A 23,332-nucleotide genomic window follows, 5' to 3' on the forward strand; every position below is an offset into this window, starting at 1 on the left:
GAAGGCCGTCGTCGATCACTCCCGTCCGAGGATCCCGGCGGCGACGCCGACACCCTCCCGCGTGCCGATTACGATGAGGGTGTCGCCGCCGGCCAGCCGGAAGTCGGGGCCGGGGGAGGGGATCGCCTCGGCGCGGCGGAGCACGGCGACGACGGACACACCGGTCTCGGTGCGCATCCGGGTGTCGCCGAGCACCCGCCCGTTCCAGTACGAGGCGGACGACAGCTCGATCCGCTCGGCGACCAGCCCCAGCTCGGCCGTCGCCAGCAGGTTCGGGCTGTGGTGCGAGGGGAGCAGCGCGTCGACGACGGCCGCGGCCTCCTCGGCGCTCAGTTTCAGACACACCGCGGTGTCGTCCGGGTCGTCCCTGCGGTAGACGTTCAGCGTCCGTGCGCCGTCCAGATGGGCGATCACCGACAGCCGCCGCCGCTCCCGCGTGACGAGGTCGTACCGCACACCGATGCCCGGCAGCGGAGTGTGCCCCATGCGCCCAGCGCCGCCCATGACCGTCCCCCTACACCGTTTCAGTCGTCCTACGGGCCATCTACGGGCCATGACCGACGGCACCCTACGTCACGCGGGAACGGGGGCGACATCCGGGCCGGGCGCCGGGGACGCGGTGCCTCAGCCGATGTGGAGCGGATCCGACACCGGGAACAGGTGCGACGGGGACGGGAACCCGGTTTCGGCCAGAATCGTTCTTCGTCTGCACATCTAATGAGGGAGCGACACCTTGTCCGCCAGATCGACGGACCCGTCGGGGCACAGTCCCCGGCCATTCCGCCCGGGGTTTCCTGAGCACGGCACGAGGCGGGGTGGCGCGAGGTGAGCGCCGTGGAAGCCTGGCTGGGGCTGCTGGCCGTGTTCGTCCTGACGGCGGGGACGGGCTATTTCGTCGCCCAGGAGTTCGCCTACGTATCGGCCGACCGGCTGGCTCTCGCCCGCGAGGCCGAGGAGGGGGACAAGAAGGCCGCCCGGGCGCTGAAGGTGCTGGAGCGGCTGTCGTTCATGCTCTCGGGCGCCCAGCTCGGCATCACGGTGACCGGTCTGGTCGTCGGCTTCATCGCCGAGCCGTCCGTCTCCGCGCTGCTGCGGCCCGTACTGTCCGGCATCGGCGTTCCGGACGCCGCCGTCACCGGGATCTCCGTCGTGCTCGCCTTCGTGCTGGCCACGGTCGTGCAGATGGTGCTGGGCGAGCTGGCCCCGAAGAACCTCGCCATCGCCGTCCCGGAAAGGCTGGCCAAGGCCCTGGCCGGCTCCACTCTCGGCTATCTCAAGGTGGTCGGTCCAGTGGTCCGGATCTTCGACGGGGCGGCCAACCGACTGCTGCGCTCCGTGGGCATCGAACCGGTCGAGGAACTCCACCACGGCGCCACCCTCGAGGAACTCGGCCACCTGATCGGCGAGTCCCACGAACAGGGTGAGCTGCCGCGCGGAACGGCCGAACTGCTCGACCACGCCCTGGAGTTCTCCGAGCGGACGCTGCGCGAGGTGATGGTGCCGCGGGCCGACGCGGTCTTCGTCCGCAAGGACGCCACGGCGGCCGAGGCCGTCACCCTCATCGCCCGGCACGGGCACTCCAACTACCCGGTGCTCGGCGACCACCCGGACGACGTCGCGGGCGTCCTGGGCGTACGGGACCTGATGGGACTGCCGCCGGAGAGAGCCGCCGCCACCCTGGCCGGGGCGGCGGCCCGGCGGCCCCTGCTGCTGCCCGACACCCTGCCGCTGCCGGACGCCGTGGAGCGGATGCGCGTCCAGGACGACGAGTTCGCCGTCGTCCTGGACGAGCACGGAGGCGTGGCCGGCGTCGTCACCTACGAGGACATCGCCGAGGAACTCGTGGGCGACATCGCGGACGAGACGGACGAGGTCACCGAAGTGGCGGTCGCGGACGGCGACGGCTGGCTGGTGGACGCCGGGCGACGCCTGGACGAGGTGGCCGAGGTGACCGGCATCCACCTGCCCGAGGAGGACGACTACGAGACCGTGGCCGGGCTCATCGTCGACCGGCTCGGCCGCTTCCCGGCGATCGGGGACCGGCTCACGGTGGCGCTGCCGGCGGGCGGCGACGCCCGGATCGACGTACGCACCCTGGACCGGCACGTGCCCGAACGCATCAGGATCGAGCGGCTGGCCGAGAAGGCGGAGGAGCAGGCATGAGTTTCCCGATGGCGCTCTTCGTCACCGTCCTGCTGCTCATCGGCAGCGGCTTCTTCGTCGCGGCCGAGTTCGCGCTCGTGGCCGCCAAACGCCACCGCATGGAGAAGGCCGTGGCCGAAGGGCGCCGCGGCGCCAAGGCGGCCCTGGCCGGCATGCGGGAGCTGTCGCTGATGCTGGCCGGCGCCCAGCTCGGCATCACCGTGTGCACGCTCGGCCTGGGCTCCGTGTCCAAGCCCGCCATCTCCCACGAACTGGATCCGCTGCTGGTCGAGCTGGGCCTGCCCACCGCGCTCAGCTACGGCGTGGCCTTCGCCGTCGCGATGATCGTCGTGGTGTTCCTGCACATGGTCCTCGGCGAGATGGCGCCCAAGTCCTGGGCCATCGCCCACCCCGAGCGTTCCGCGATGCTGCTGTCCCCGCCCTTCCGCGCCGTCGCGACCGCCGTGCGCCCGCTGATCTGGGTCCTCAACAGGGTCAGCAACACACTGGTCCGCCTCTGCCGGGTCACGCCACGCGACGAACTGGCCTCCGTCCACAACCGGGAACAGCTCACCCACCTGGTCGAGGAGTCCGAACGACTGGGCCTGATCAGCGAAACGGACTCCGACCTGCTGACCCGGTCACTGACCGAGCCCGAGACCCCCGTGCGCGACCTGACGGTCCCGGCCGCCGACCTCGTGGCGGTCGCCTCCGACGCCGGGGCGGAACAGATCCTCGGCCTGGCCACCACCCACGACCGCACCCGCCTGCTCGTCCGCCACGAGGACGCCATCCTCGGCTCGGTGCACGTCCGCGACGTCCTCGTGGCGCGCGCACACGGGCGGACGGCCGACGCCCGCGCGCTGGCACGCCCCGTACCCGAACTGGCGGAGGACACCACGGTCGCCGAGGCGATCGAGGCCCTGCGCCGACGCCGGGCGTCCCTCGCGGTGGTCCGCGACACCACGGGCCGGCTCACCGGCATCGTGACCCTGGACGACCTGCTGGCCCGCTACCTGCAACCGAAGGCCGCGTAGAGCACCCCGCCCCGGCCGGGCGGCCCCGGCTCCCCGGGACCGCCCGGCTCGGGCATGCCTGCCCGCCCCTCTCCGGAGCGTGCGGGTCCCGAGGCGGGTGCCTGCACAGCTGCCGCTGCCGGACGACCATGAGGCATGGTGCGCACTCGTCGTTTCCTCGGCCTCAGTCCGCCGACACCCGCGGGAGCCGCCCTGACGAACTGTAAGCGGTTCACCAGCGCCTCTCCCCGGCGAAGTACTTCGCGGCCTTCCGCAGGATCTTGCGTTCTTCCTCCAGCTCACGGACCTGCTTGCGCAGTGCGGCGTTCTCCGCCTCCAGCGGCGTGGGCGGCTCGGCGGGTGTCTCCGCACGGCGTCCCCGTGGCCGGCTCGCGCCGGCCGCCCGGACCCAGTTCCGCAGGGTTTCCGGGTTGATTCCCAGGTCGGCGGCGACCTGCCGGATCGTCGCCTCGGGCCGCGACTGGTACAGCGCGACCGCGTCCGCCTTGAACTCCTGCGGGTAGTGCTTCACGACCACGAGATGTCCGTTCTCAGATCCTCAGGATCCAGTGTCTCGTGTGTCCGAGATCAGGGGTCAAGACCCGTCAGAGGCGGAACTTCCTCACCGGAACGAGGACGGGGCGACTACGGACACCTCGACAACTGCACGGCCTCCAGGAACACCCCGAGCATGCCCACCGGCCACCGCGACGCACCGGAAAATCCAAGATCCCCGACAGAGCCGAGCTCAGCCCATGTTGGCGAATGTGAGCTCGGCCATGACCCAAAGACCGAAGAGCTGGAGCCCCAGAGCGCCAACCGCCACTCCCAACGCCGCGCCGGTGGTCAGTCGGCTCCGCACAAACCTGTATACAGAAAGCGTGACGGCTGCGACAAAGAAGAGCAGGATTACGGAAAGGGGCATATCTACCTCTATGGAAGGATTGCAGCTTGACGGTAAGAGCGCACCCGGATAACAGCGTCTACGAATCTCAACCGTCTAGACGAAGTCGGTCGTGAATCGGTTCACCGGGTTTTGAGCACATGGGGATCTGCGGAAGACCCGCTACGACTTCGGGGTCGGGCGCCACCTTGTCCGACGGCGCACGTCACACACATGCGCAGCCGGCAACCGCATGAACGCCCATTACGCCACCACGCTGCTACGATCCCTGCTCGTTCTGGCGGACCGCGAAGTCCACCGGTGACAGACGATCACCCGACGACGATCACTCCGCCTGCCAGCACGAGGACCGCATCACGGACGCACACCAGTGTCGGCAACGCCTGAAAACGTGCCACCTCCAACGGATGAAAAGTGGCCCGTCTGAACCGTCTGGCTCGTTGAGCCAGGCAGGGAGGAAGGGTGATCAGCGTGGAGGACTGGGCGGAGATCCGCCGGTTGCACCGGTCCGAGGGCATGCCGATCAGAGCGATTGCTCGGAAGCTCGGGATCTCGCGGACGACGGTGCGGCGGGCGGTGTCCAGTGACCGGCCGCCGAAGTACGAGCGGGCCTCGAAGGGATCGGTCGTGGATGAGGTCGAGCCGAGGATCAGGGAACTGCTCGAGGTCTGGCCGGACATGCCGGCAACGGTGGTGGCCGAGCGGATTGGCTGGCAGCGGGGGATGACGGTCCTGCGGGACCGGCTGCGGGACCTGCGCCGGGACTATGTTCCGGCGGACCCGGCGTCCAGGACGGCTTATGAGCCGGGTGAGCTGGTCCAGTGCGATCTGTGGTTCCCGTCGGCGGAGATTCCGCTGGGGTTCGGGCAGACCGGCAGCCCACCGGTCCTGGTGATGGTCAGCGGTTACTCGCGCTGGATCATGGCGAGGATGCTGCCGACCCGGTCGGCTGCGGATCTGATCGCGGGGCACTGGCGGCTGCTGTCAGGGCTCGGAGCGGTTCCCAGGGCTTTGGTCTGGGACAACGAGGGTGCGGTCGGTTCCTGGCGGGGCGGGCGGCCGCGGCTGACGGAGGACTTCGCCGCGTTCGCCGGACTGCTGGGAATCCGGATCATCCAGTGCCGTCCGGGTGATCCGGAGGCGAAGGGCCTGGTCGAGCGGGCCAACGGCTATCTGGAGACCTCGTTCCTGCCCGGGCGGGTGTTCGCCTCGCCGACCGACTTCAACATTCAGCTGGAGGACTGGCTGCGGCGGGCGAACCGCCGGGTCCACCGCACTCTGCAGGCGCGTCCCGTCGACCGCATCGACGCGGATCGGGCGGGGATGCTGCCCTTGCCGCCGGTCGATCCGCCGGGCTGGTGGCGCACGTCGCTGCGGCTGCCGCGCGACCACTACGTCCGTGTCGACACCTGCGACTACTCCGTCCACCCTCTCGCCATCGGCCGCCGGATCGAGGTCAAGGCCGGCCTGGACGAGGTCCTGGTGTTCTGCGAGGGCACCGAGGTCGCCCGGCACGTCCGCTGCTGGGCCCGCCACCAGAGCATCACCGACCCCGCCCACTCCGCGGCGGCCGGCGCCGCCCGCCTGGCGGCCTGCAAGGAACCCGCCGCCGACGACGGTGAGGTCGAGGTCGAACAGCGGTCGCTGGACACCTACGACCGGATCTTCGGCGTCATCGAGGGCGGCCTCGGCAAGGAGGAGGAGATCGCATGACCACCACCACGGCCACCTCGTCAGGCCGGGACGTCACCTCCGAACTGGCCTATCTGACCCGGGTCCTCAAAGCCCCGGCCCTGCGGGAGGCAGCCTCCCGGCTGGCGGAGCGGGCGAAGGCCGAGCAGTGGGGCTTCGAGGAGTATCTGGCGGCCTGTCTGCAGCGGGAGGTCGCCGCCCGCGACGCGCACGGCGCCGAGAGCCGCATCCGCGCGGCCCGGTTCCCTTCCCGCAAGTCGCTCGAGGACTTCGACTTCGAGCACCAGCGGTCGGTGAAACGGGAGACGATCACCCACCTGGGCACCCTCGACTTCGTCGCGGGCAAGGAGAACGTGATCTTCCTCGGCCCGCCCGGCACGGGCAAGACGCACCTGGCCACGGGTCTGGGGATCCGGGCCTGTCAGGCCGGTCACCGGGTCGCGTTCGCGACCGCCGCCGAGTGGGTCGCCCGCCTCGCGAAGGCCCACGAGACCGGCCGCCTGGACGACGAGCTGGTCCGGCTCGGCCGGATCCCGCTGATCATCGTCGACGAGGTCGGCTACATCCCCTTCGAGCCCGAGGCCGCGAACCTGTTCTTCCAGTTCATCTCGGGCCGCTACGAGCGGGCCTCGGTCATCGTGACCAGCAACAAACCCTTCGGCCGCTGGGGCGAGGTCTTCGGCGACGACACCGTCGCCGCCGCCATGATCGACCGCCTCGTCCACCACGCCGAAGTCGTCTCCCTCAAGGGAGACAGCTACCGCATGCGCGGCCGCGACCTCGGACGGGTCCCCGCCGCCAACACCAGGGAATGACCAACATCAACTGACAAGCGGTCCACTTTTCATCCGCTGCCTCTGGTCCACGATTGCGCCGTTACCGACACACCAGTACCGCGACCTGCGAGTCCAAGATGAAACGATCTCACCGGGAGCAGATTCGGCCCGTGATCCAGACCGGCGCCGTGGTCATGGCCGGTATCTGCGGCGTTGATCCGCAGTGGCCGTAGATGCGCGGGACGCGGTAGTCATGCAAACGAGACAGGTGGGGCACCTACTCAATTGAGTAGGTGCCCCACCTGATGTCGCGGCTGTCGGGGTGGTGGGATATGAACCCACGGCCTCTTCGTCCCGAACTTTCGGTTGCAAGGTCATCGGGGTCATGTGAGCTGGTCAGTCGGCTTTTAGCGACTGTTGACGGTCACCTGTGGTCACGGCGGTTGCTGTACTCCGCTGCTGTACAGCGATCACGGCCGCCTCACAGAGATGGAACTCTTCGGTCTGTGCTTGAGGGATGTGGGTCAGTCCTGGTCTGAGGCGGGGTCTTGGGCTGCGTTGAGTGTTTCTTCGATGGTGATGTCGATGTACCGGTCTCGGTCGGCAGGGCTGAGGGCCGGTGGGGGCGTTTCGGTCTGGTCGAGCCGGATGCGGACGTGGCGGGTGACGACATCACGGTGGGGGGTGGAGGTTTGCTTTCTGAGGTCGCTGTAGACCGTCCAGGCGAGGCTGGCGACACTGACGATGAGCGCGCCGAGCGAGATCGGGTCCAAGTACTGATCGGGACGGGTGGCGCTCTGACGGGCGTGGAGGGCTGCTTCCACATCGGTGACGAGATGGGGGTCGTGCGGGGTAACGAGGCGCTGTGCCGCAGAGCGTGCGCCCAGCTCGACCGGGTTGGTCATGCGGTTCTCCTTATGAGGGTCAGGCGGCGGTGGGCGGGTCAGTAAGGACGTGCTGGCGCACCGTCGGCGGGAGGCGGTTGCCGGTGATGTTCTGCCAGGTCTCTTCGAGCGTGGCGATCCCCAGCGTGTACGTCAGCCGCTTGAGATGACCTGGGGCTGGGCCGGTCGACGGGTGCGGGAACTGATCAAACAGGACCACGCACCGGACCATCCACACCAATGCCTCTCCCGTCTGATGCCGTGCCTCAGCGAGTAGACCCATCTGCCCGTAGGTCATGGCCATGCCGGGCCGGTTGCTGAGGCCTTCTTCGATGGTGAGGGCTTGGCGGTACCAGTCTTCGGCTTCCTCCAGTCGCCCCTGGTCCTGGGCGATGATGCCGAGTTGGTGGTAGGTGCTGGCCATGCCGGGCCGGTTGTTGAGGCCTTCGTGGATGGTGAGGGCTTGGCGGTACCAGTCTTCGGCTTCCTCCAGTCGCCCCTGGTCCTGGGCGATGATGCCGAGTTGGTGGTAGGTGCTGGCCATGCCGGGCCGGTTGTTGAGGCCTTCGTGGATGGTGAGGGCTTGGCGGTACCAGTCTTCGGCTTCCTCCAGTCGCCCCTGGTCCTGGGCGATGATGCCGAGTTGGTGGTAGGTGCTGGCCATGCCGGGCCGGTTGTTGAGGCCTTCGTGGATGGTGAGGGCTTGGCGGTACCAGTCTTCGGCTTCCTCCAGTCGCCCCTGGTCCTGGGCGATGATGCCGAGTTGGTGGTAGGTGCTGGCCATGCCGGGCCGGTTGTTGAGGCCTTCGTGGATGGTGAGGGCTTGGCGGTACCAGTCTTCGGCTTCCTCCAGCCGCCCCTGGTCCTGGGCGACGATGCCGAGTTGGTGGTAGGTGCTGGCCATGCCGGGCCGGTTGTTGAGGTCTTCTTTGATGGTGAGGGCTTGGCGGTACCAGTCCTCGGCTTCCTCCAGCCGCCCCCGCAACTGGGCGACGATGCCGAGTTGGTGGTAGGTGCTGGCCATGCCGGGCCGGTTGTTGAGGTCTTCTTTGATGGTGAGGGCTTGGCGGTACCAGTCCTCGGCTTCCTCCAGCCGCCCCCGCAACTGGGCGATCATGCCGAGCTGGTGGTAGGTGACGGCGAGATCAGTGCGTTGCTGGGGAGTGACGGGCTGTTGCTGTTGGGCGTCAAGGATGTCGTGGTAAGTGTGTTCGGCTTGGTCCAGCTGACCGGCTTCCACTTGTCGGTTGGCTTGGGCGCCGGTCAGAAACAGCCATAGGGCGCCGGCCGGGGTGTCCAGGCCGGGTGGGCTGCCGTCGGCGGTTTCGAGGATCAGCCGTGCCCGGTCGACCCAGGCACGAGCCTCATCCGTCAGACCCCGCGCGTTCCAGTAGGTGTTCAGCGGTTGGGCGATGGCCTGGGCTTGAGTCCACAGATTGTGTTCGAGGGCGTGGCCGAGCATGCTGCCCAGCGTGCGCTGCTGGTAGTGGACCACTGTCATGGCGAGCTGGGCATTACCGCTGCCGAGCTGTTGGGTGAGCCAGTTGCCGAGGGCAGCGTGTGCGTCGAGGAGGGCCCGGATGGCGGTGGTGTGTTGGTCGCGGTAAGTGTTGGGAGATTGGGTGTGCCAGTGGGCGGTGAGGTAGGCGGGCAGGGCCGGGTGGATGCGGTACATGCCCACCCCCAGCGGCGTAAGCAGTCCCACCTCCGCCGCCCGGTCCAGCAGGCTTGCCCACGCTGCGTTCGTGTGGTCACGGAACGGCTCGGGAGTCTCCGGCTCTGCGGAGAACAAGGCCAGGACGTCGGCGTCGGCGATGCCGTGAAGGAGACTGAGGGCGGTCAGGGCGTGCTGGTCGGTGGCGGGAAGGTGGGTGAAGGAGTAGGTGATGCTGGCGGCGAGCGAGGTGGCGCGCTCGCCGGTGTCGGCATCGGGCAGTGCGGCGGTGCCCTGGAGGCCGGCCAGCAGGTCCTGGGCGCTGGTGGTGTCCAGGTAGGACAGGATGATGCGCATGCTGAGCGGGTGACCGTCCAGCCACTGCATCAGTTCCCCGAAAGCTTTCGCCTCCCGGCGTGGCTGGGCGTCGGGATAGGGCGCCAGGAGGTGGTCGGCGTACTGGCCGGCCTCCTCGGTGTCCAGGCCGGGCACCTCCACCCGGCGCACCTGAACGCCGAGCCAGTCTTCCCGGGTGCGGCTGGTGATGACAACCGCGCTGGTGCCGTGGGCGGCGATGCGGGTCAGGAAGTCGCGCAGCTGGTCGCGGTCGGTTTCGGGCAGGGGTGGGGTGGCCCGGGTGGGGTCGGGCATGGTGTGCACGGATTCGAAGTTGTCCCACACCAGCAGCAGCCGGTGTTCACGCAGGACCTCTTCCACCGCAGCCTGGCGCTCGGCCGGGTCGAGGAGGGCGAACCGGGTGCCGAACAGGCGTAGCCCGATGCTGGTGATCACGCCGTCCAGACCGAAGGAGGCGACGCCGGGTTCGAAGGAGTGCCAGATGACCCCGTCCGGGTGGTCCAAGGCGCCGGTGTCGCGCCACCACCGGCCGAAAGCTTTAGTAGGTGTTGTCGTACCGAACCTGAGACCGGTGTTTTCGCTGGTCAGGCATAGGTTTGGTGCTCCCGTGGGAGGGGTGGCCTGTCGTGTCATCGTTCCTGGGAGGTCGTGGATGCCGTCGGTCGTGGGGTTGCTCGAGCAGCGCGAGCTGGGTGCTCGCCGTCGTGTGGACGAGCTGCGGGAGGAGGCCGACCGCGTCCAGGCCGAGCTGGCCGTGGCCGAGCGGGAATGGAAGGAGTGGGTCATCGCCCGCTCGCGGGTCGGCGAGGTGCTGGGTCCGGTGGACGAAACCGCAGATCACGCACGGACCGAACGGGTGATGCCGGCGCAAGGGCAGGCAGAGGAGGCATCGCCAGCGTCGACGGCAGCAAAGCCGAAGGCGCAGGTGCCGGTGTGGCGCGAGGGGCTGGACGCGACCGTGCTGTCGATGGACTACCAGCGCATCCTGCAGGCCCTCGCGGACCGGCATCGCCTCCGTCAAGGGCCGCTTACCTGCCAGGAAATGGCCGTCTTGTTCGGCCTGGACGCGGTGCCGTCGAAGGTGGAGGCGCTCAGGTCGAAGGCGAAACGCCTGGTCGCGCGGGGCTGGCTGGCCGAGCGTCAGCCGGGCCGGTTCACGCTTGCGCGGAACGTGAGCGGGTCAGACGGCGGGTCATGATCATGGTCATCGACCAGTAGACCATCGCCTCGGCGCTGGTCGTGCGGCGTTCGTAGTCGCGGACCAGGCGACGGCTTCGCATCAGATGGGCGAAGAGCCGCTCGACGATCCACCGCTTGGGCAGCACCACGAAACCGCGTATGTCGTCGCTGCGTTTGACGATCGCCAAGACCAGGGCGAACACGGCCAGGCAGTGCTCGACGAGGCTGCCGGTGTAGCCGCCGTCGGCCCAGACCAGCTCCAGCCGGTGGCGGGCGTCGGCCACCTGGGCGAGCAGCGCCTTCCCGGCGGCACGGTCTCCGATGTCCGCGCTCGTGACCATGACGCCCAGCAGCAGGCCGAGGGTGTCGACCATGACGTGCCGCTTGCGTCCGTTGATCAGCTTGCCGCCGTCGAAGCCACGGCTGTCGGCGCCGACGACGGCGTCCGCCTTGATGGACTGCGAGTCGATCACACCGGCCGTCGGCTCCACATCCCTGCCCGCCTTCTGGCGGACCCGGTCGCGCAGCCGGTCGTGGAACTCCCTGACCAGCACGTGGTCGCGCCAGCGGCGGAAGAACGCGTAGACCCGGTCCCACGGCGGGAAGTCGGCCGGCATCGCCCGCCACTTGACGCCGTTGTCCACGAGATAGCGGATCGCGTCCAGTATCGCCCGGTGGCAGTACGCCTCCGGCTGTCCGCCCCGGCCCCGCATCCAGCCCGGCACCGGCAGCAGCGGCCGGACCACAGCCCACTCCGCGTCCGCCATGTCCGAGGGATACCGCCGAACACGTTCCGGGTGATCGGCCGCATTCCCGAACCGGTGAGCGACACAATCACAGGACGGAGCAGCCGACTTGAACTCCACCGGCGTGAGCACGTACAACTGCGGCAACAGGGTCTCCTGGATCTCGGTTGGCTTCGCAACCCCGAGCTACCAAGAGGCCCTGCCTTCATGCCCACGGCCAGTCGCGATCACCCGATCGAGACTCCCGTTCGACGCCCACCCCTCAAGATCGGAACGACAACAGCTTCTTAGCCAGCTCGGTCTTGCCGGTCCCGCCGGGCCCGTGCAGCACCACCACACGCTGCAACCGGGCGACCACGTCCAGCGTGTAGAGCAGGGCGTCGCGGCCGATGAACTCCCCCACCGCCTCCAATGCCTGCTCCTGGCCCGTCTCGTTGCTCGGAGGGCGTTCGCGGATCCGGTCCAGCATCTCCTCCAGGGACCGGCCGGCCGATCGCTCGGTGCGCAGGCCGGGGAAGTGGACCTCGCTGCGCGCGTACAGTACCGGCACCACCCAGTCGGCCAGCGGCATCATGCCCTTCGGCGAGGGCCGTAAATCCTGCTGGGCCAGGCGCCGCCGCCCGGCAGCCACCGCTTCACTCACCCGGTCCCCGGCGAACAGCCGCTCGTAGAACGCCGCCATGAACTCCGCGGCCGCCACCGCGTACACGCTGTAGGCCATGGCCACAACAGCCGCGGTGCCCTCCTGCAGCAGCCGCGTCGCCACCGCCGCCTCAACCTGCGATCCCACCACCGCCGACTGGCAGGCGTTGAGCACCACCACCGGCACCTGGGCCTGCTTGAGCACCCGCGCCACCTCCTCCGCAGGCACCAGATCCGATCCACCTTCCGGCTTCTCGAACGCCAGCATCCCTTGAGGTCCCGGCCCCCGGAACATCACCGGCCGCCCCGCCCCGCCTAACGGACTGGACGGCTGGCCGAAGACTCCGTGCCCGTCGAAGTGCACGATCTGGAACGGCTCACCCGCCTCCCGCGCAGCGGTCAGCACCTCTTGCAGGCGGTCCAGGGTCGGCGGGCGCAGCACCACCAGCTCCACCTGCCCGCGCACCGCGGCCAGACGCTCCAGTAACGGGCGGGCAATCATCTGATAGCCCACGTCCCGGGTGCCGCGCGGCCGGGAGATCACCATCAGCACCCGCAGCCGCGACCCACCGACCGTGAAGACCTGACCCAGATCTGCCGTCGGCATGGTGCGCGAAACAGTCACCTGCGCATCCAGCGCCAGCGGCGTCGGCCGGCCCGGGTCCCTCATCAGCTCCCACGGCCACCCCAGCGCTTGTGCCGCCCCCGACACCACCACCAGCTCCACACGACCGCCCCGGGCCTCCGCCCGTGCCCGCGCCCGCAGATAGGCATCCCGCGCCGGCCCCGCACCGAACACCGCCGAGAAGACCCGCTCACCCCACTGCGGCAATTCGGCGGCCGCCTGCAGCCCCCGTTCGCCATACACCCCGAACGGCGCCCGCAGATACTCCTCCAGATACCAGCGCAACTCCTCCAGCACCGGCCCGTCCAACGGCTGGCCCAGCATGACCGGCTCTCCCACCCGGCTGGGGATCAACTCACCCTCAGGCCACGACTGAACCGTCACCCTGCCGCCGTCCGCCATCTCCAGCAGCAGACGCTCCGTCACGACGCCACCCCCGTGCCCTACGACCCATCGCACCAGACCGTAGTCACACAGCCCTCCCACCGGCGGCAAAACACCCGAACCAGCACCCATCCTCACCGGCACAGACACCGAACAACCAACCCAAGCCCTCCGCTTGGGAAGTCGTGATCATTTGGTGGTTGAGCTGTGCAAACGGATGGAGAGCGAACCCGTGGAACCGGGCCGCATTCACCGTGGTTCCCGCTGTTCCCCCGTACGATCCGGTGCGCTTGTGGTGTAGGGCTGCCACGCCGCATGCCGGGTATCCGTCCCTGCGTGCTGGCTATCGTGTACCGGTCCTACGACACAGCGACGACCGTTTGGGCGTTCGTACTGTCGCTGCTGGTCGTGCTGGTGGTGGGTTGGTACGTCTGGCGGCGACGGTAGGCGGTGTCGCGGCCGACTTTTCAGTCCGACGCACGCGAACCCTGTCGAGACGGCCTCTCGGTCTGACACCCGTGGCCGGCTCCTCAGTCTGACGCCCAGGTCCCTGGGAACGTGAGGGGGGGGCAGACTGGCGAGCCTTCGGTCAGCGTGGGGCGAGTTGGCTGACACGGAGACGGGAGCGGGGTGGCACACGTGGTCACGCAGATGGACACGCGAGCGAAAACAGGTGAGGCGCCTAGGAACGCTCCTGGGTGCCCCACCTGATGTCGCGGCTGTCGGGGCGGCGGGATGTGAACCCACGACCTCTTCGTCCCGAATGAGGTGAGAGGGAACTCGAGACCTGCCGGTCTGGCATTTCCGCTGGTCAGGTCCTTGGCATCGAGGGGTCTCACGAGATGTTGGGGGCCTGGGGAGCAGATCGGCTCCCGAGCGGTTCCCGGAGTCGTACGGCGAGGATCTCGGAGTCCCCCGCCGATACGGGGCACGCTCTGCGGTTCCACCGCGACGTGGGTCGAGCTGGGTTCCGGCGTGTACCTGCTGCTCACGTGGTGTTCGTCGGTTCACAGGCGTCAGGTCTGGCCCCGACCCCTCTGTGTGATACATTCGATCATGTATAATGATACATTGATTGATGTATACGGAGGTGGGCCCATGAGCAGAACCGTCATCGATCTCGACGACGATGCGTTGGAAGCCGCGGCGAAGGAGCTGGGCACTTCCACGAAAAGGGACACCATCAACACCGCCCTACGTGAGGTCGTCGCGCGTAACCGTCGCTTGCGTGCCCTGCATGAGCTGCAGGATCTCGCGGATGAAGGCGCCCTCGCCGTCGAGCTCCTCCTGGACAAGCGCAACTACCGAGGTGGTTCTGCCCGGTGAGCGTTGCCGACTACCTCATCGATACGTCGGCCCTGGCTCGCGTCCTGCTGCGTCAGGCAACCGAAGGATGGGAGCAGAGGATGGGCGCCGGTCTGGTCGCCCTGTGCGACCTCACCGAACTGGAAGTCCTCTACTCCGCACGTTCCGAGAAGGATCGCGCGGCCATCCAGGAGCGGCTGAACCAGTTCACCTGGTGCCCCATGCCCGACGGTGTCTACCGGCGTGCCCGTGTCGTCCAGCGTGAGCTCACCGCCAAGGGTGAACACCGCAGTGCCGGAGCCGTCGACCTGCTCGTGGCCGCAGCCGCGGAAGAAGCGGGACTCACGCTGTTGCACTACGACCGCGACTTCGAAACCATCGCCCGCACCACTGGGCAGCCGGCTCGCATGATCGACCTCAAGGGCTGAGCCAGAGAACACCGAAGGGCACCTTGCCGGCAGCGCTCCCCGCCTCAGCAGCACTCGTGGACCACCTGGATCCCGCCGACGGTGTGGGCGTTGAAGTCGTCCAGTTCCTCGGCCGGAACCCAGAGTTCGAGGGTCGTCCGCCCGTCGGCCTGCTGGACGGGGTACCGGCTCAAGAACTGCGACTCGACCTCGAAACGAGTGACGAAGTCGGCCCCGTCGTGCTTCACGTTCCACTCCTGCGCGATCCTGACCGCGTAGTCCTCGTCAAGGGCCGGGTAGAAGATCGGCCGCCCAGGCAGCCGGGTCGGCCGGGCACGCCAGCTCAACTCCCGGACCGGATCCAGCCCCCTGGGGCGGGTGGGGCGTCACAGGGTCGTCATTGCCTGCCTGCTGGCCAACTGGCATCACTCTCTGCACGTGGACCGTTGGTACGGCGCGGGAGGAGAGGGGCGTTGAAGAGGGGAGCCGGGGCGATGCCGATGCCGGAGTGACCGATGCCGGGGCTGTGTCGGCGCGGAGGTGCCAGAAGCCCGTGTGGGCGAACCGTCCCGCTGCAAGGGCATCCGGCTGGTCATCAAGCAGTGAGCCACTCGGCCCCGGTGCTAGCCGTACGGCCACGAACCCTGGGAGGGCGGTGGCTCGGATGAGGAGAGACCTGCGGATGGTTTCCTCGTTGGCGTCTGCCTCACGCTATGCCGAGCCTCACCGCACCTGAGTTTGACGGTTTCCTGATGCGTCAGGCGTTGATCCCGTGGGAGGAATCGGCGAGCCGCTTGGGAGCCGAGTTCATAGTCCGGCCTCAAGCGGCTTCCCATTCGATCCCCGGAACCACTCAGGGGCCCGACCCGCACTGCGGATCAGGCCCCTGACCTGGTACTACGGCGTCGGGGTGGCGGGATTTGAACCCACGACCTCTTCGTCCCGAACGAAGCGCGCTGCCAAGCTGCGCCACACCCCGGTGTCGCTGCTGTCGCGGCGACGACGTTTACTTTAGCCCACTGGTGGCTAGAGACGAAATCTGGTTTTCGGGCGGGTGCGGTCCAGGGCCACCAGCAGGACCGCCACGGCGTAGATCGCGAGCCCCACGAGGAGCGCGTTGGCGAGCACGCTCCGGTAGCCGTGCCGGGCGACGTCGAGGAACGGGTACGGGTAGCGGGCGGGGGAGCCGGGGAGCAGCTCGCCCCGGGCCAGGGTGAAGGCCAGGTACGCCAGGGGGTACAGCAGCCACGTCGGGGCCTGACGGAGGTGCATGCGGGCCGGTGGCGTCAGGACCAGCCAGTCCAGCAGCGCGGCGACCGGCAGCACCGTGTGCAGCAGGTGGCCGGCGGCCGGCTCGAGCCACGGCGCGCCCCCGCTCGCCCCGCCCGTCATGGAGAAGGTCGGTGAGGCGTCCGTCAGGGCGATGTGGTGGACCAGGGCCGCGATCAGCACGTACAGGAGCGTCGCCCCGGTGACGGCACCCGGCAGGGGATGGCGGGCGGTCCATGCGCGGCGGGCCGAGGCGAACGTCACCAGGGCCAGCAGCGCCGTGCTCTGGATCACGAAGTGGCTCAGTACCCGGGTGGGGCTGCCGAGGAGGACCTCGGTCAGCACGGCCGTCGTCGCCAGCAGCGCCAGGACCAGCCGGTACGCCGCGGTCAGCGGGCGGCGCACCAGCGGTACGACGGCTCGGGCGGGGACGACGGAGGGGAACAGCTGCGGAGCCGTCCGCGGGAGGGCGGGCAGGTCCGGGATGTCCCTGGGTATCGGGGCGGTCATGCCCCCAGCGTGGGACGGGGGCCGGGCCGCGGCGACGTGGCGTGGGCCGGTCGGGTTACCCGCCCGGGGCGGACGGGCTCCCCGCCGGCCCGGTGCCTCAGCGGCCGACCAGCGTCAGCAGCGTCGCCTCCGGCGGGCACGCGAAGCGCACCGGCGTGTAGCGGCTCGTGCCGCAGCCCGCCGAGACGTGCAGGTACGACGTCCGGCCCTCCGCCGTGTGCGTGGACAGGCCCTTCACGCGGTCCGTGTCCAGGTCGCAGTTGGTGACCAGGGCGCCGTAGAACGGGATGCACAGCTGCCCGCCGTGCGTGTGGCCGGCGAGGACCAGCGGGTAGCCGTCGGCCGCGAAGGAGTCCAGCACGCGCAGGTACGGCGCGTGCACGACGCCCATCGAGAAGTCCGCCCCGGCCGACGGGCCGCCCGTCACCTCCGCGTAGCGGTCCCGCTTGATGTGCGGGTCGTCCAGTCCCGTCAGCTCGATCGACGCGCCCTCGATCTTCAGGGTGCCCCGCGTGTTGGTCAGGTTGAGCCAGCCCGCCGAGTCGAAGCCGTCCCGCAGGTCCTCCCACGGGTTGTGGACGGCGTCGACGACCGGCGGGTTGCCGTTCAGGCCGTGACGGCCCTGCACCTTCTCGACCAGGTAGCGGGCGGGGTTGCGCAGCCGGGGGCCGTAGTAGTCGTTGGAGCCGAAGACGTAGGCGCCCGGGAACTCCATCAGGGGGCCGAGCGCGTCCAGGACCTCGGGGACGCCCTCGGGGTCGGACAGGTTGTCGCCCGTGTTGATCACGAAGTCGGGGCGCAGTCCGGCCAGGGAGCGCAGCCAGCGCTGCTTCTTGCGCTGGCCGCCGACCATGTGGATGTCGGACACCTGCAGCACGCGCAGGGGGCGCATCCCGGAGGGGAGGACGGGGACGGTCACCCGTCGGAGGCGGAAGGAGCGGGCCTCGAAGCCCGCGGCGTACAGCAGTCCGGCGGTGCCGACCGCCGTGATTCCCAGGGGGATTCGGTATCGCGCGCGCATGTGCCCATCGTGTCAGACCCTGACGACCCCTCCGTACGGCCCTCAGGGGGCGGGCCCACGACCCGCTCAGGGGGGCGGGTCGCCCGCGGCCCCGCAAATCGGCAGGCGCCGAAGCCTCCGCACCTGCGACAATCACGTCATGACCACGCTCAAGTCGAAGCTGCAGGACGACCTCAACGCCGCGATCAAGGAGCGCGACGAGCTCCGCTCCTCGACGCTCCGGCTGACGCTCGCCGCGATCACCAAGGAGGAGGTGGCGGGCAAGGAGAAGCGCGAACTCTCCGACGACGAGGTGCAGAAGGTGATCGCCCGCGAGGCGAAGAAGCGCCGTGAGGCGGCGGAGGCCTTCGCACAGGGCGGCCGCGCCGAGCAGGCCGAGCGGGAGAAGGCGGAGGGCGAGGTGCTCGCCGGCTACCTGCCCAAGCAGCTGTCCGACGACGAGCTGAACGCGATCGTCGCCCAGGCCGTGGAGGAGGCCCGCGCCGCCGGCGCCGAGGGGCCGAAGGCCATGGGCGCCGTCATGAAGATCGTCAACCCGAAGGTGGCCGGGCTGGCGGAGGGCGGCCGGGTGGCCGCCGCCGTGAGGAAGCTGCTGGCGGGCTGAGCCGGGCGGTACGGCCGCAAACGGCGGGCGGCCCCTTCCCCGGCTCGGGGAAGGGGCCGCCCGCCGTTTCTCCTGGTCCTCCGTCGTCAGCCGTTATCCACGGCCGCCCGGGCCGTCGCCCCGGCCCTGGAGGAAGCCCTCGGGGATGCTGAAGCCCGGGTCGGGCTCGTTTCCGCCGTTGCCGTTGCCGTTGCCGTTGCCGTTGCCGCCGTTGATCAGGCCGCCGATGAAGCCGTCGTCGCCGTTGCCGCCGTCGTCACCGCCGCCGTCGTCGTCCCGGTCGCGGTCCTCGGGCTCCTTGTGCTCCGGGATGTGCACCGGGTTGAACTTCGGGGCGTCCCTGCCCTCCAGCGCGCCGGTCATCGCGTCGCGCCAGATGGGGCCCGGGACGGCGCCGCCGAAGACCAGCGAGTGGTACCGGCCGCCGATGGTGATGTCCCGCATCTTCACCTCCTGGCTGGCGCTGCCCACCCACACGGCGCCCGACATGTTCGGCGTGTAGCCGACGAACCAGGCGTTGATGCGCTCGTCCGTCGTACCCGTCTTGCCGGCGTTGTCGCGGCCGTCGCCGAGGCCGGCCTGCTGACCGGTACCGGAGTCGACCACGCCCTTGAGGAGCTCGTTCACCGTGTCCGCGGTCTTCTCGCTCATCGCGCGCGAGCACGTGGACTTCGGGACCGGCAGGGACTTCGACCGGTCACCCGTCTTCTGGGTGATCGACTCGATGGCGATCGGCGTGCAGTACATGCCCCGGGAGGCGAAGGCCGCGTAGGCGCTCGCCATGGTGAGGGGCGAGAGGCCGGTGGAGCCGAGGGTCATGGAGGACGGCACCTCGGGGATCTTGTCCCCGTTGCCCTGGACCACGCCGAGCTTGTCGGTCATGGTCACCACCGGGCACATCCCGATGTCCTCGATCATCTGCACGAAGTAGGTGTTGACCGACATGGCCATCGCCTCCCTCAGCGCGTACGGACCGACCTCGGACTCGTTCTCGTTCTCCAGCTTGTAGTTCTTGTCGTTCACCCACGGCTTCTCGCAGCCGCGCACGGTGTCCGGGTACGGCATCTCGTACGGGGAGGAGTACACCTGCGTCGGCGGCCGGCCCTCCTCCAGGGCGGCGGCGGCCACGAACGGCTTGAACGTCGAACCGGTCGGGAAACCGAAGTTGGAGCCGCCCCACGCCGAGTCCACGGAGAAGTTGATCTCCGTCTCGTCCTTGCCGTAGCCGTACGGCTTCGACTGGCCCATCGCGACGATCTTGCCGGTGCCCGGCTCCACCAGCGTGGACGCGGCGGCGACCTTGTCCGACTGGTGGACGTGGTCCTTGAGGGCCTGCTGCACCGACTCCTGCGCCTGCGGGTCCAGCGTCGTGCGGATGGTCAGGCCGCCCTGGTTCCAGATCTTCGCCCGCTCCTCGCGGGTCTTGCCGAAGACCGGGTCGTTGAGGAAGACCTTCTCCACGTACTTGCAGAAGAAGCCCGCGCCCTTGGACGCGGTGATGCAGCCGTTCTTCGGCTTGCTGACCTTGAGGCCCAGCGGGGAACGCATCGCCTTGGCGGCCTCCTCGGGGGAGATGTCGCCGACCTCGGCCATCCGCTGGAGGACGACGTTGCGCCGCTTCTTGGCCTCCGCCTCGTCGTTGACCGGGTCGTAGCGGCTCGGCGACTGGACGAGGCCGGCGAGGAGCGCGGCCTCCTGGAGTTCGAGGTCCTTGGCCGACTTGGAGAAGTAGCGCCGGGACGCGGCCTCGACGCCGTAGGCCTGCTGGCCGAAGAACGTGATGTTCAGGTAGTTCTCGAGGATCTTCTTCTTGCCCAGCTCCTCCTCGACCTGGATCGCGTACTTCAGCTCCGCGATCTTGCGGCCGATGGTCTGCTGGGTGGCCTGCGCAACCTTCGTCGGGTCGTCGCCCGCCTCCTCGACGAAGACGTTCTTCACGTACTGCTGGGTGAGTGTCGAGGCGCCCTCGGAGACCTCACCGCTGCGGGCGTTCTTGTTGAGCGCGCGCAGCACGCCCTTCAGGTCGATCGCCCCGTGCTGGTAGAAGCGCGAGTCCTCGATGGCGACGATCGCCTTCTGCATGTACGGCGAGATGTCCTTGAGGTCGACCACCGTGCGGTCGCGCGAGTAGACGGTGGCGATCAGATCGCCGTCGGCGTCGAGGATGGTGGTGCGCTGGCTCAGGGGCGGCGTCTTCAGGTTGGCGGGGAGCTCGTCGAAGCTCTCCACCGATCCCTTGGCCGCGAGACCCAGCGCGCCCACGGCGGGCAGCGCGATGCCGGCCATGACGGCCCCCGCGAGGACACTGACACCGAGGAACTGGGCGGCCTGCTGCGTGGGAGACAGACCACCGCCCGAGCGCTTCTTTGGCATGGGAGCAGCCTACGTTCTCATTCGCCGGACAAGCGTATATGCCTTGGCCTAAGCTGCACTCAACTGTCACAGCAGTGTGGCCACGTATCAATACGCCGGGCGACCCCGAATCGTTCCGGATCTTCTCGACTTTCTTCATACGAGTTCGGTCGAGGAGCGTGGAGACCGTGTCCGGATCGCCTCGTGTGTCACGCGGTGCCCGTTGTGACGCAATGGAACTGACCCGCAACGCCCCATGTGTCGCGCATGTCGCCCCCTCACTCCCCCGGGTGATCTGCCGCTTACCCATAGTCCGTTCGGACCATTCAAGATTGGGCCCGCTGGGGGTGTTGCGCTGTGCCCACCTTCCGTAACGTCCTCAACTGGCGGCGGTGAATATGCCGCTGCCGCCGTGGGGGAGCCTCGATTCGGGAGAGGACGGCGCCGGTATGGGCTGGGTTACCGACTGGAGTGCGCAGGCTGCCTGCCGCACTACCGATCCGGATGAACTGTTCGTTCAAGGAGCAGCGCAGAACAGGGCCAAGGCGGTGTGCACCGGGTGCCCGGTACGCACGGAGTGCCTGGCCGACGCGCTGGACAACCGCGTCGAGTTCGGCGTGTGGGGAGGCATGACGGAGCGTGAGCGCCGCGCACTGCTGCGTCGGCGGCCGACCGTGACCTCCTGGCGCCGGCTGCTGGAGACGGCGCGTTCGGAGTACGAGCGCGGCACGGGCGTCGTGCCGCTCGGCGACGACCGGGTCTACGAGGACTACGCCGCGGTGAGCTGAGAGCTCTCGGTGAGGTCTCTCGGGGGGTCCTCGGCGTGCCCGGTCACGTGACCGGGGGGTGCACGCGGCCCACCGAGACGGTGGGCGGGGCCCGCAGGGACGGTGGGCGGGGCCCGCAGGGGGCTCACCAGGCCTGACGGTCCGGGAGTTCACCGATGCGGGCCCGCGAAGTCCTGAAGCGGGTCCCGGGCTGGTTCCGGGCTGGTCCCGGGCTGGCTCCAGGGCGGTTCCGAAGTGGTTCCGGGGCGCCTTGTGGTGCGCTGAGTGCGACACCGTGCGCCGGAGTGCGTACGGGAGCGGTGCGGGCGCGGTGTGGGTGCCTGCGGCCGCACGCGGGTCTGTCCGGGATCACCTTGGGGCGTAGACGGGGTTCGGGTTCCGCTCTTGAGCGGCGCGTGGGCGCACGCGGGCCCGAGGGTCGCGCCGGTCGCACGCGGGTCCGGGCTGCGCGACGGGCGTACGCGGACCTACCGGTGTTGCTGGTGCCTCGCTGGTGCCTTGATCGCGGGCAGACCAACTGGGCGGCGCACAGCACAGGGCGCCGCCCAGGAGAGGCACGCCCGTCAGGGCGTGTCCGACAGCTCCGTCCGCCCCGCGGCCAGCCGCTCGCCGATGGCCCGCAGGCCCGCGAGGTCGTGGACGTCGCCGGGCAGCGCGGCCACCTCGGTCACCGCCACCTCGGGATGGAGCGCCGTGAAACGGTCACGCGTCCGCCGCTCGCGCGAGAGCAGGTGCATCCGCTCCGCGTGCAGCCTCAGCAGACCGGCCGTGAGACGGTCGACGGAGCGCTCGGCGTCCGCGTCGCCGGCCATGTCGCCGGCCGCGTCGCCCTCCGCGTCCGCCGTGGTCGGGTCGTCGTCGGGAGCCGCGCCGGTGACGTCCTCGGTGGCGGGGGAGCCTCCGTCGGTGACGTCACGCGCGGGTGATTCTGAACTGCCGTACGTTTCGGGAGAGTTACGAAGTCCAGCTTTCCCGCCCGGCTGATCCACAATGCGGGGATCCTCAAGATTTTCCGCGGCGGCCAGCGCCCGCTCGGCCGACAGCCGGACGGCCTCGCTGCCGTGCACCCGGTTCAGCACCAGACCGGCCAGCGGCATGTCCTCCGCGGCCAGCCGCTCCACGAAGTACGCGGCCTCCCGCAGCGCGTCCCGCTCCGGTGCGGCGACCACCAGGAACGCCGTCCCCGGCGCCTGGAGCAGCTTGTACGTGGCGTCCGCGCGCGTACGGAACCCGCCGAACATGGAGTCCATCGCCGCCACGAACGTCTGCACGTCCCGCAGCAGCTGACCGCCGAGCACCTTGCCGAGCACGCCGGTCATCATCGACATCCCGACGTTCAGGAACTTCATCCCCGCACGGCCGCCCACCTTCGCCGGGGCCAGCAGCACCCGGATCAACTTGCCGTCGAGGAAGGAGCCGAGCCGCTTGGGCGCGTCCAGGAAGTCCAGCGCGGAACGCGACGGCGGGGTGTCGACCACGATCAGGTCCCACTCGTCCCGTGACCGCAACTGCCCCAGCTTCTCCATCGCCATGTACTCCTGCGTGCCGGCGAAGCCCGCGGAGAGCGACTGGTAGAAGGGGTTGCCCAGGATCGCGGCGGCCCGCTCGGGGTCCGCGTGCGCCTCGACGATCTCGTCGAAGGTGCGCTTCATGTCGAGCATCATCGCGTGCAGTTCGCCGCCCGCGGAGTCGTCGATGCCCTTCACCCGGCGCGGGGTGTTGTCGAGGGAGTCGATGCCCATGGACTGGGCGAGACGGCGCGCCGGGTCGATGGTGAGGACCACCACCTTGCGGCCCCGCTCGGCCGCCCGCAGCCCCAGCGCCGCGGCCGTGGTCGTCTTGCCGACGCCGCCCGAGCCGCAGCACACCACGATCCGGGTGTCCGGGTTCTCGAGCAGCGGGTCGACCTCGAGCGCGCGGGCGGGCGAGAGGTGCTCACGGCCCGGGTCGTGGCCCTGCGCCGGTTCCGGACGACGGCTCATGACATCCCCTGCTTCCGGTGCTTCCGACTCGTGACGGGGCCGATGCGGCGGTGACGGTGGTGGGGGCCGCCGGGCACGTGCTCCCGGCGAGGC

The 23,332-nt window shown here is 69.3% G+C and carries 20 protein-coding genes and 1 tRNA gene; 9 read left to right on the forward strand and 12 right to left on the reverse strand.

Going from position 1 to position 23,332, the window contains the following annotated elements; translation table 11 throughout:
* Window positions 1-15: 15 nt before the first annotated feature.
* Window positions 16-486, reverse strand: coding sequence for a cation:proton antiporter regulatory subunit (locus tag ACWH4W_RS07220; protein WP_473074977.1), 471 nt, complete (start codon window positions 484-486; stop codon window positions 16-18).
* A gap of 339 nt (window positions 487-825) precedes the next feature.
* Between ACWH4W_RS07220 and ACWH4W_RS07225 the strand changes: the two genes are divergently transcribed.
* On the forward strand, window positions 826-2,163 hold the full coding sequence (locus ACWH4W_RS07225; protein ID WP_473074978.1) for a hemolysin family protein: 1,338 nt from the start codon (window positions 826-828) through the stop codon (window positions 2,161-2,163).
* Entirely contained in the window at window positions 2,160-3,179 is a 1,020-nt protein-coding gene (locus tag ACWH4W_RS07230) for a hemolysin family protein (RefSeq protein WP_473074979.1), read from the forward strand. Before ACWH4W_RS07225 ends, ACWH4W_RS07230 begins: the two co-directional genes overlap by 4 nt.
* A gap of 211 nt (window positions 3,180-3,390) precedes the next feature.
* Here ACWH4W_RS07230 and ACWH4W_RS07235 read toward each other — a convergent pair whose 3' ends face one another.
* Window positions 3,391-3,696, reverse strand: coding sequence for a transposase (locus ACWH4W_RS07235; RefSeq protein WP_473074980.1), 306 nt, complete (start codon window positions 3,694-3,696; stop codon window positions 3,391-3,393).
* An 828-nt stretch (window positions 3,697-4,524) separates the two neighbouring features.
* Here ACWH4W_RS07235 and istA point away from each other — a divergent pair.
* Window positions 4,525-5,775: an IS21 family transposase gene (gene istA, locus ACWH4W_RS07240; RefSeq protein ID WP_473074291.1), complete on the forward strand. Its 1,251-nt coding sequence runs from the start codon at window positions 4,525-4,527 to the stop codon at window positions 5,773-5,775.
* Window positions 5,772-6,569 carry an IS21-like element helper ATPase IstB gene (istB, locus tag ACWH4W_RS07245; RefSeq protein ID WP_473074290.1) on the forward strand — a complete coding sequence of 266 codons (798 nt, stop codon included), beginning with the start codon at window positions 5,772-5,774 and terminating at the stop codon, window positions 6,567-6,569. The genes istA and istB overlap by 4 nt, the downstream gene beginning before the upstream one ends.
* A 485-nt stretch (window positions 6,570-7,054) precedes the next feature.
* On the opposite strand, the gene ACWH4W_RS07250 is transcribed toward istB, so the two are convergent.
* Entirely contained in the window at window positions 7,055-7,435 is a 381-nt protein-coding gene (locus tag ACWH4W_RS07250; RefSeq protein ID WP_473074981.1) for a hypothetical protein, read from the reverse strand.
* A gap of 19 nt (window positions 7,436-7,454) precedes the next feature.
* The gene (locus ACWH4W_RS07255; RefSeq protein ID WP_473074982.1) at window positions 7,455-9,929 is read right to left on the reverse strand and encodes a tetratricopeptide repeat protein; all 2,475 of its coding nucleotides are present in this window, start codon (window positions 9,927-9,929) and stop codon (window positions 7,455-7,457) included.
* A 148-nt stretch (window positions 9,930-10,077) separates the two neighbouring features.
* Here ACWH4W_RS07255 and ACWH4W_RS07260 point away from each other — a divergent pair, with 148 nt between their 5' ends.
* A complete protein-coding gene (locus ACWH4W_RS07260; RefSeq protein WP_473074983.1) occupies window positions 10,078-10,623 on the forward strand; it encodes a hypothetical protein in 546 nt (181 codons plus the stop codon).
* On the opposite strand, the gene ACWH4W_RS07265 is transcribed toward ACWH4W_RS07260, so the two are convergent.
* On the reverse strand, window positions 10,580-11,371 hold the full coding sequence (locus ACWH4W_RS07265) for an IS5 family transposase (RefSeq protein WP_473074984.1): 792 nt from the start codon (window positions 11,369-11,371) through the stop codon (window positions 10,580-10,582). The two genes, ACWH4W_RS07260 and ACWH4W_RS07265, sit on opposite strands and share 44 nt — an antisense overlap.
* Window positions 11,372-11,612: 241 nt before the next feature.
* Window positions 11,613-13,043: a CHAT domain-containing protein gene (locus tag ACWH4W_RS07270; protein ID WP_473074985.1), complete on the reverse strand. Its 1,431-nt coding sequence runs from the start codon at window positions 13,041-13,043 to the stop codon at window positions 11,613-11,615.
* Between the two features lie 1,056 nt (window positions 13,044-14,099).
* Between ACWH4W_RS07270 and ACWH4W_RS07275 the strand changes: the two genes are divergently transcribed.
* Window positions 14,100-14,327, forward strand: coding sequence for a type II toxin-antitoxin system VapB family antitoxin (locus ACWH4W_RS07275; protein ID WP_473074986.1), 228 nt, complete (start codon window positions 14,100-14,102; stop codon window positions 14,325-14,327).
* A complete protein-coding gene (locus ACWH4W_RS07280) occupies window positions 14,324-14,734 on the forward strand; it encodes a PIN domain nuclease (RefSeq protein WP_473074987.1) in 411 nt (136 codons plus the stop codon). The genes ACWH4W_RS07275 and ACWH4W_RS07280 overlap by 4 nt, the downstream gene beginning before the upstream one ends.
* A 44-nt stretch (window positions 14,735-14,778) precedes the next feature.
* Here the strand turns inward: ACWH4W_RS07280 and ACWH4W_RS07285 are convergent, their stop codons facing one another.
* The 4 genes from ACWH4W_RS07285 to ACWH4W_RS07300 all read right to left on the reverse strand — a co-directional run bounded on the left by ACWH4W_RS07285 (window position 14,779) and on the right by ACWH4W_RS07300 (window position 17,513).
* On the reverse strand, window positions 14,779-15,078 hold the full coding sequence (locus ACWH4W_RS07285) for a hypothetical protein (RefSeq protein ID WP_473077436.1): 300 nt from the start codon (window positions 15,076-15,078) through the stop codon (window positions 14,779-14,781).
* A gap of 540 nt (window positions 15,079-15,618) precedes the next feature.
* A tRNA-Pro gene (locus ACWH4W_RS07290) sits at window positions 15,619-15,692 on the reverse strand.
* A gap of 47 nt (window positions 15,693-15,739) precedes the next feature.
* The gene (locus tag ACWH4W_RS07295; RefSeq protein ID WP_473074988.1) at window positions 15,740-16,492 is read right to left on the reverse strand and encodes a Pr6Pr family membrane protein; all 753 of its coding nucleotides are present in this window, start codon (window positions 16,490-16,492) and stop codon (window positions 15,740-15,742) included.
* A 97-nt stretch (window positions 16,493-16,589) separates the two neighbouring features.
* Complete coding sequence (locus tag ACWH4W_RS07300; RefSeq protein WP_473074989.1) at window positions 16,590-17,513, reverse strand: metallophosphoesterase; 924 nt, start codon at window positions 17,511-17,513, stop codon at window positions 16,590-16,592.
* 139 nt (window positions 17,514-17,652) lie between these two features.
* Here ACWH4W_RS07300 and ACWH4W_RS07305 point away from each other — a divergent pair, with 139 nt between their 5' ends.
* Entirely contained in the window at window positions 17,653-18,117 is a 465-nt protein-coding gene (locus ACWH4W_RS07305) for a GatB/YqeY domain-containing protein (protein WP_473074990.1), read from the forward strand.
* 93 nt (window positions 18,118-18,210) lie between these two features.
* Here the strand turns inward: ACWH4W_RS07305 and ACWH4W_RS07310 are convergent, their stop codons facing one another.
* The gene (locus ACWH4W_RS07310) at window positions 18,211-20,490 is read right to left on the reverse strand and encodes a transglycosylase domain-containing protein (RefSeq protein WP_473074991.1); all 2,280 of its coding nucleotides are present in this window, start codon (window positions 20,488-20,490) and stop codon (window positions 18,211-18,213) included.
* A gap of 428 nt (window positions 20,491-20,918) precedes the next feature.
* Between ACWH4W_RS07310 and wblA the strand changes: the two genes are divergently transcribed.
* Window positions 20,919-21,257 carry a transcriptional regulator WblA gene (gene wblA / locus ACWH4W_RS07315; RefSeq protein WP_473077437.1) on the forward strand — a complete coding sequence of 113 codons (339 nt, stop codon included), beginning with the start codon at window positions 20,919-20,921 and terminating at the stop codon, window positions 21,255-21,257.
* Window positions 21,258-21,820: 563 nt separating this feature from the next.
* Here the strand turns inward: wblA and bagB are convergent.
* Entirely contained in the window at window positions 21,821-23,239 is a 1,419-nt protein-coding gene (gene bagB / locus ACWH4W_RS07320; RefSeq protein ID WP_473074992.1) for an ATPase BagB, read from the reverse strand.
* Between the last annotated feature and the right edge of the window lie 93 nt (window positions 23,240-23,332).

The organism is Streptomyces sp. DSM 120436 (assembly GCF_055778765.1).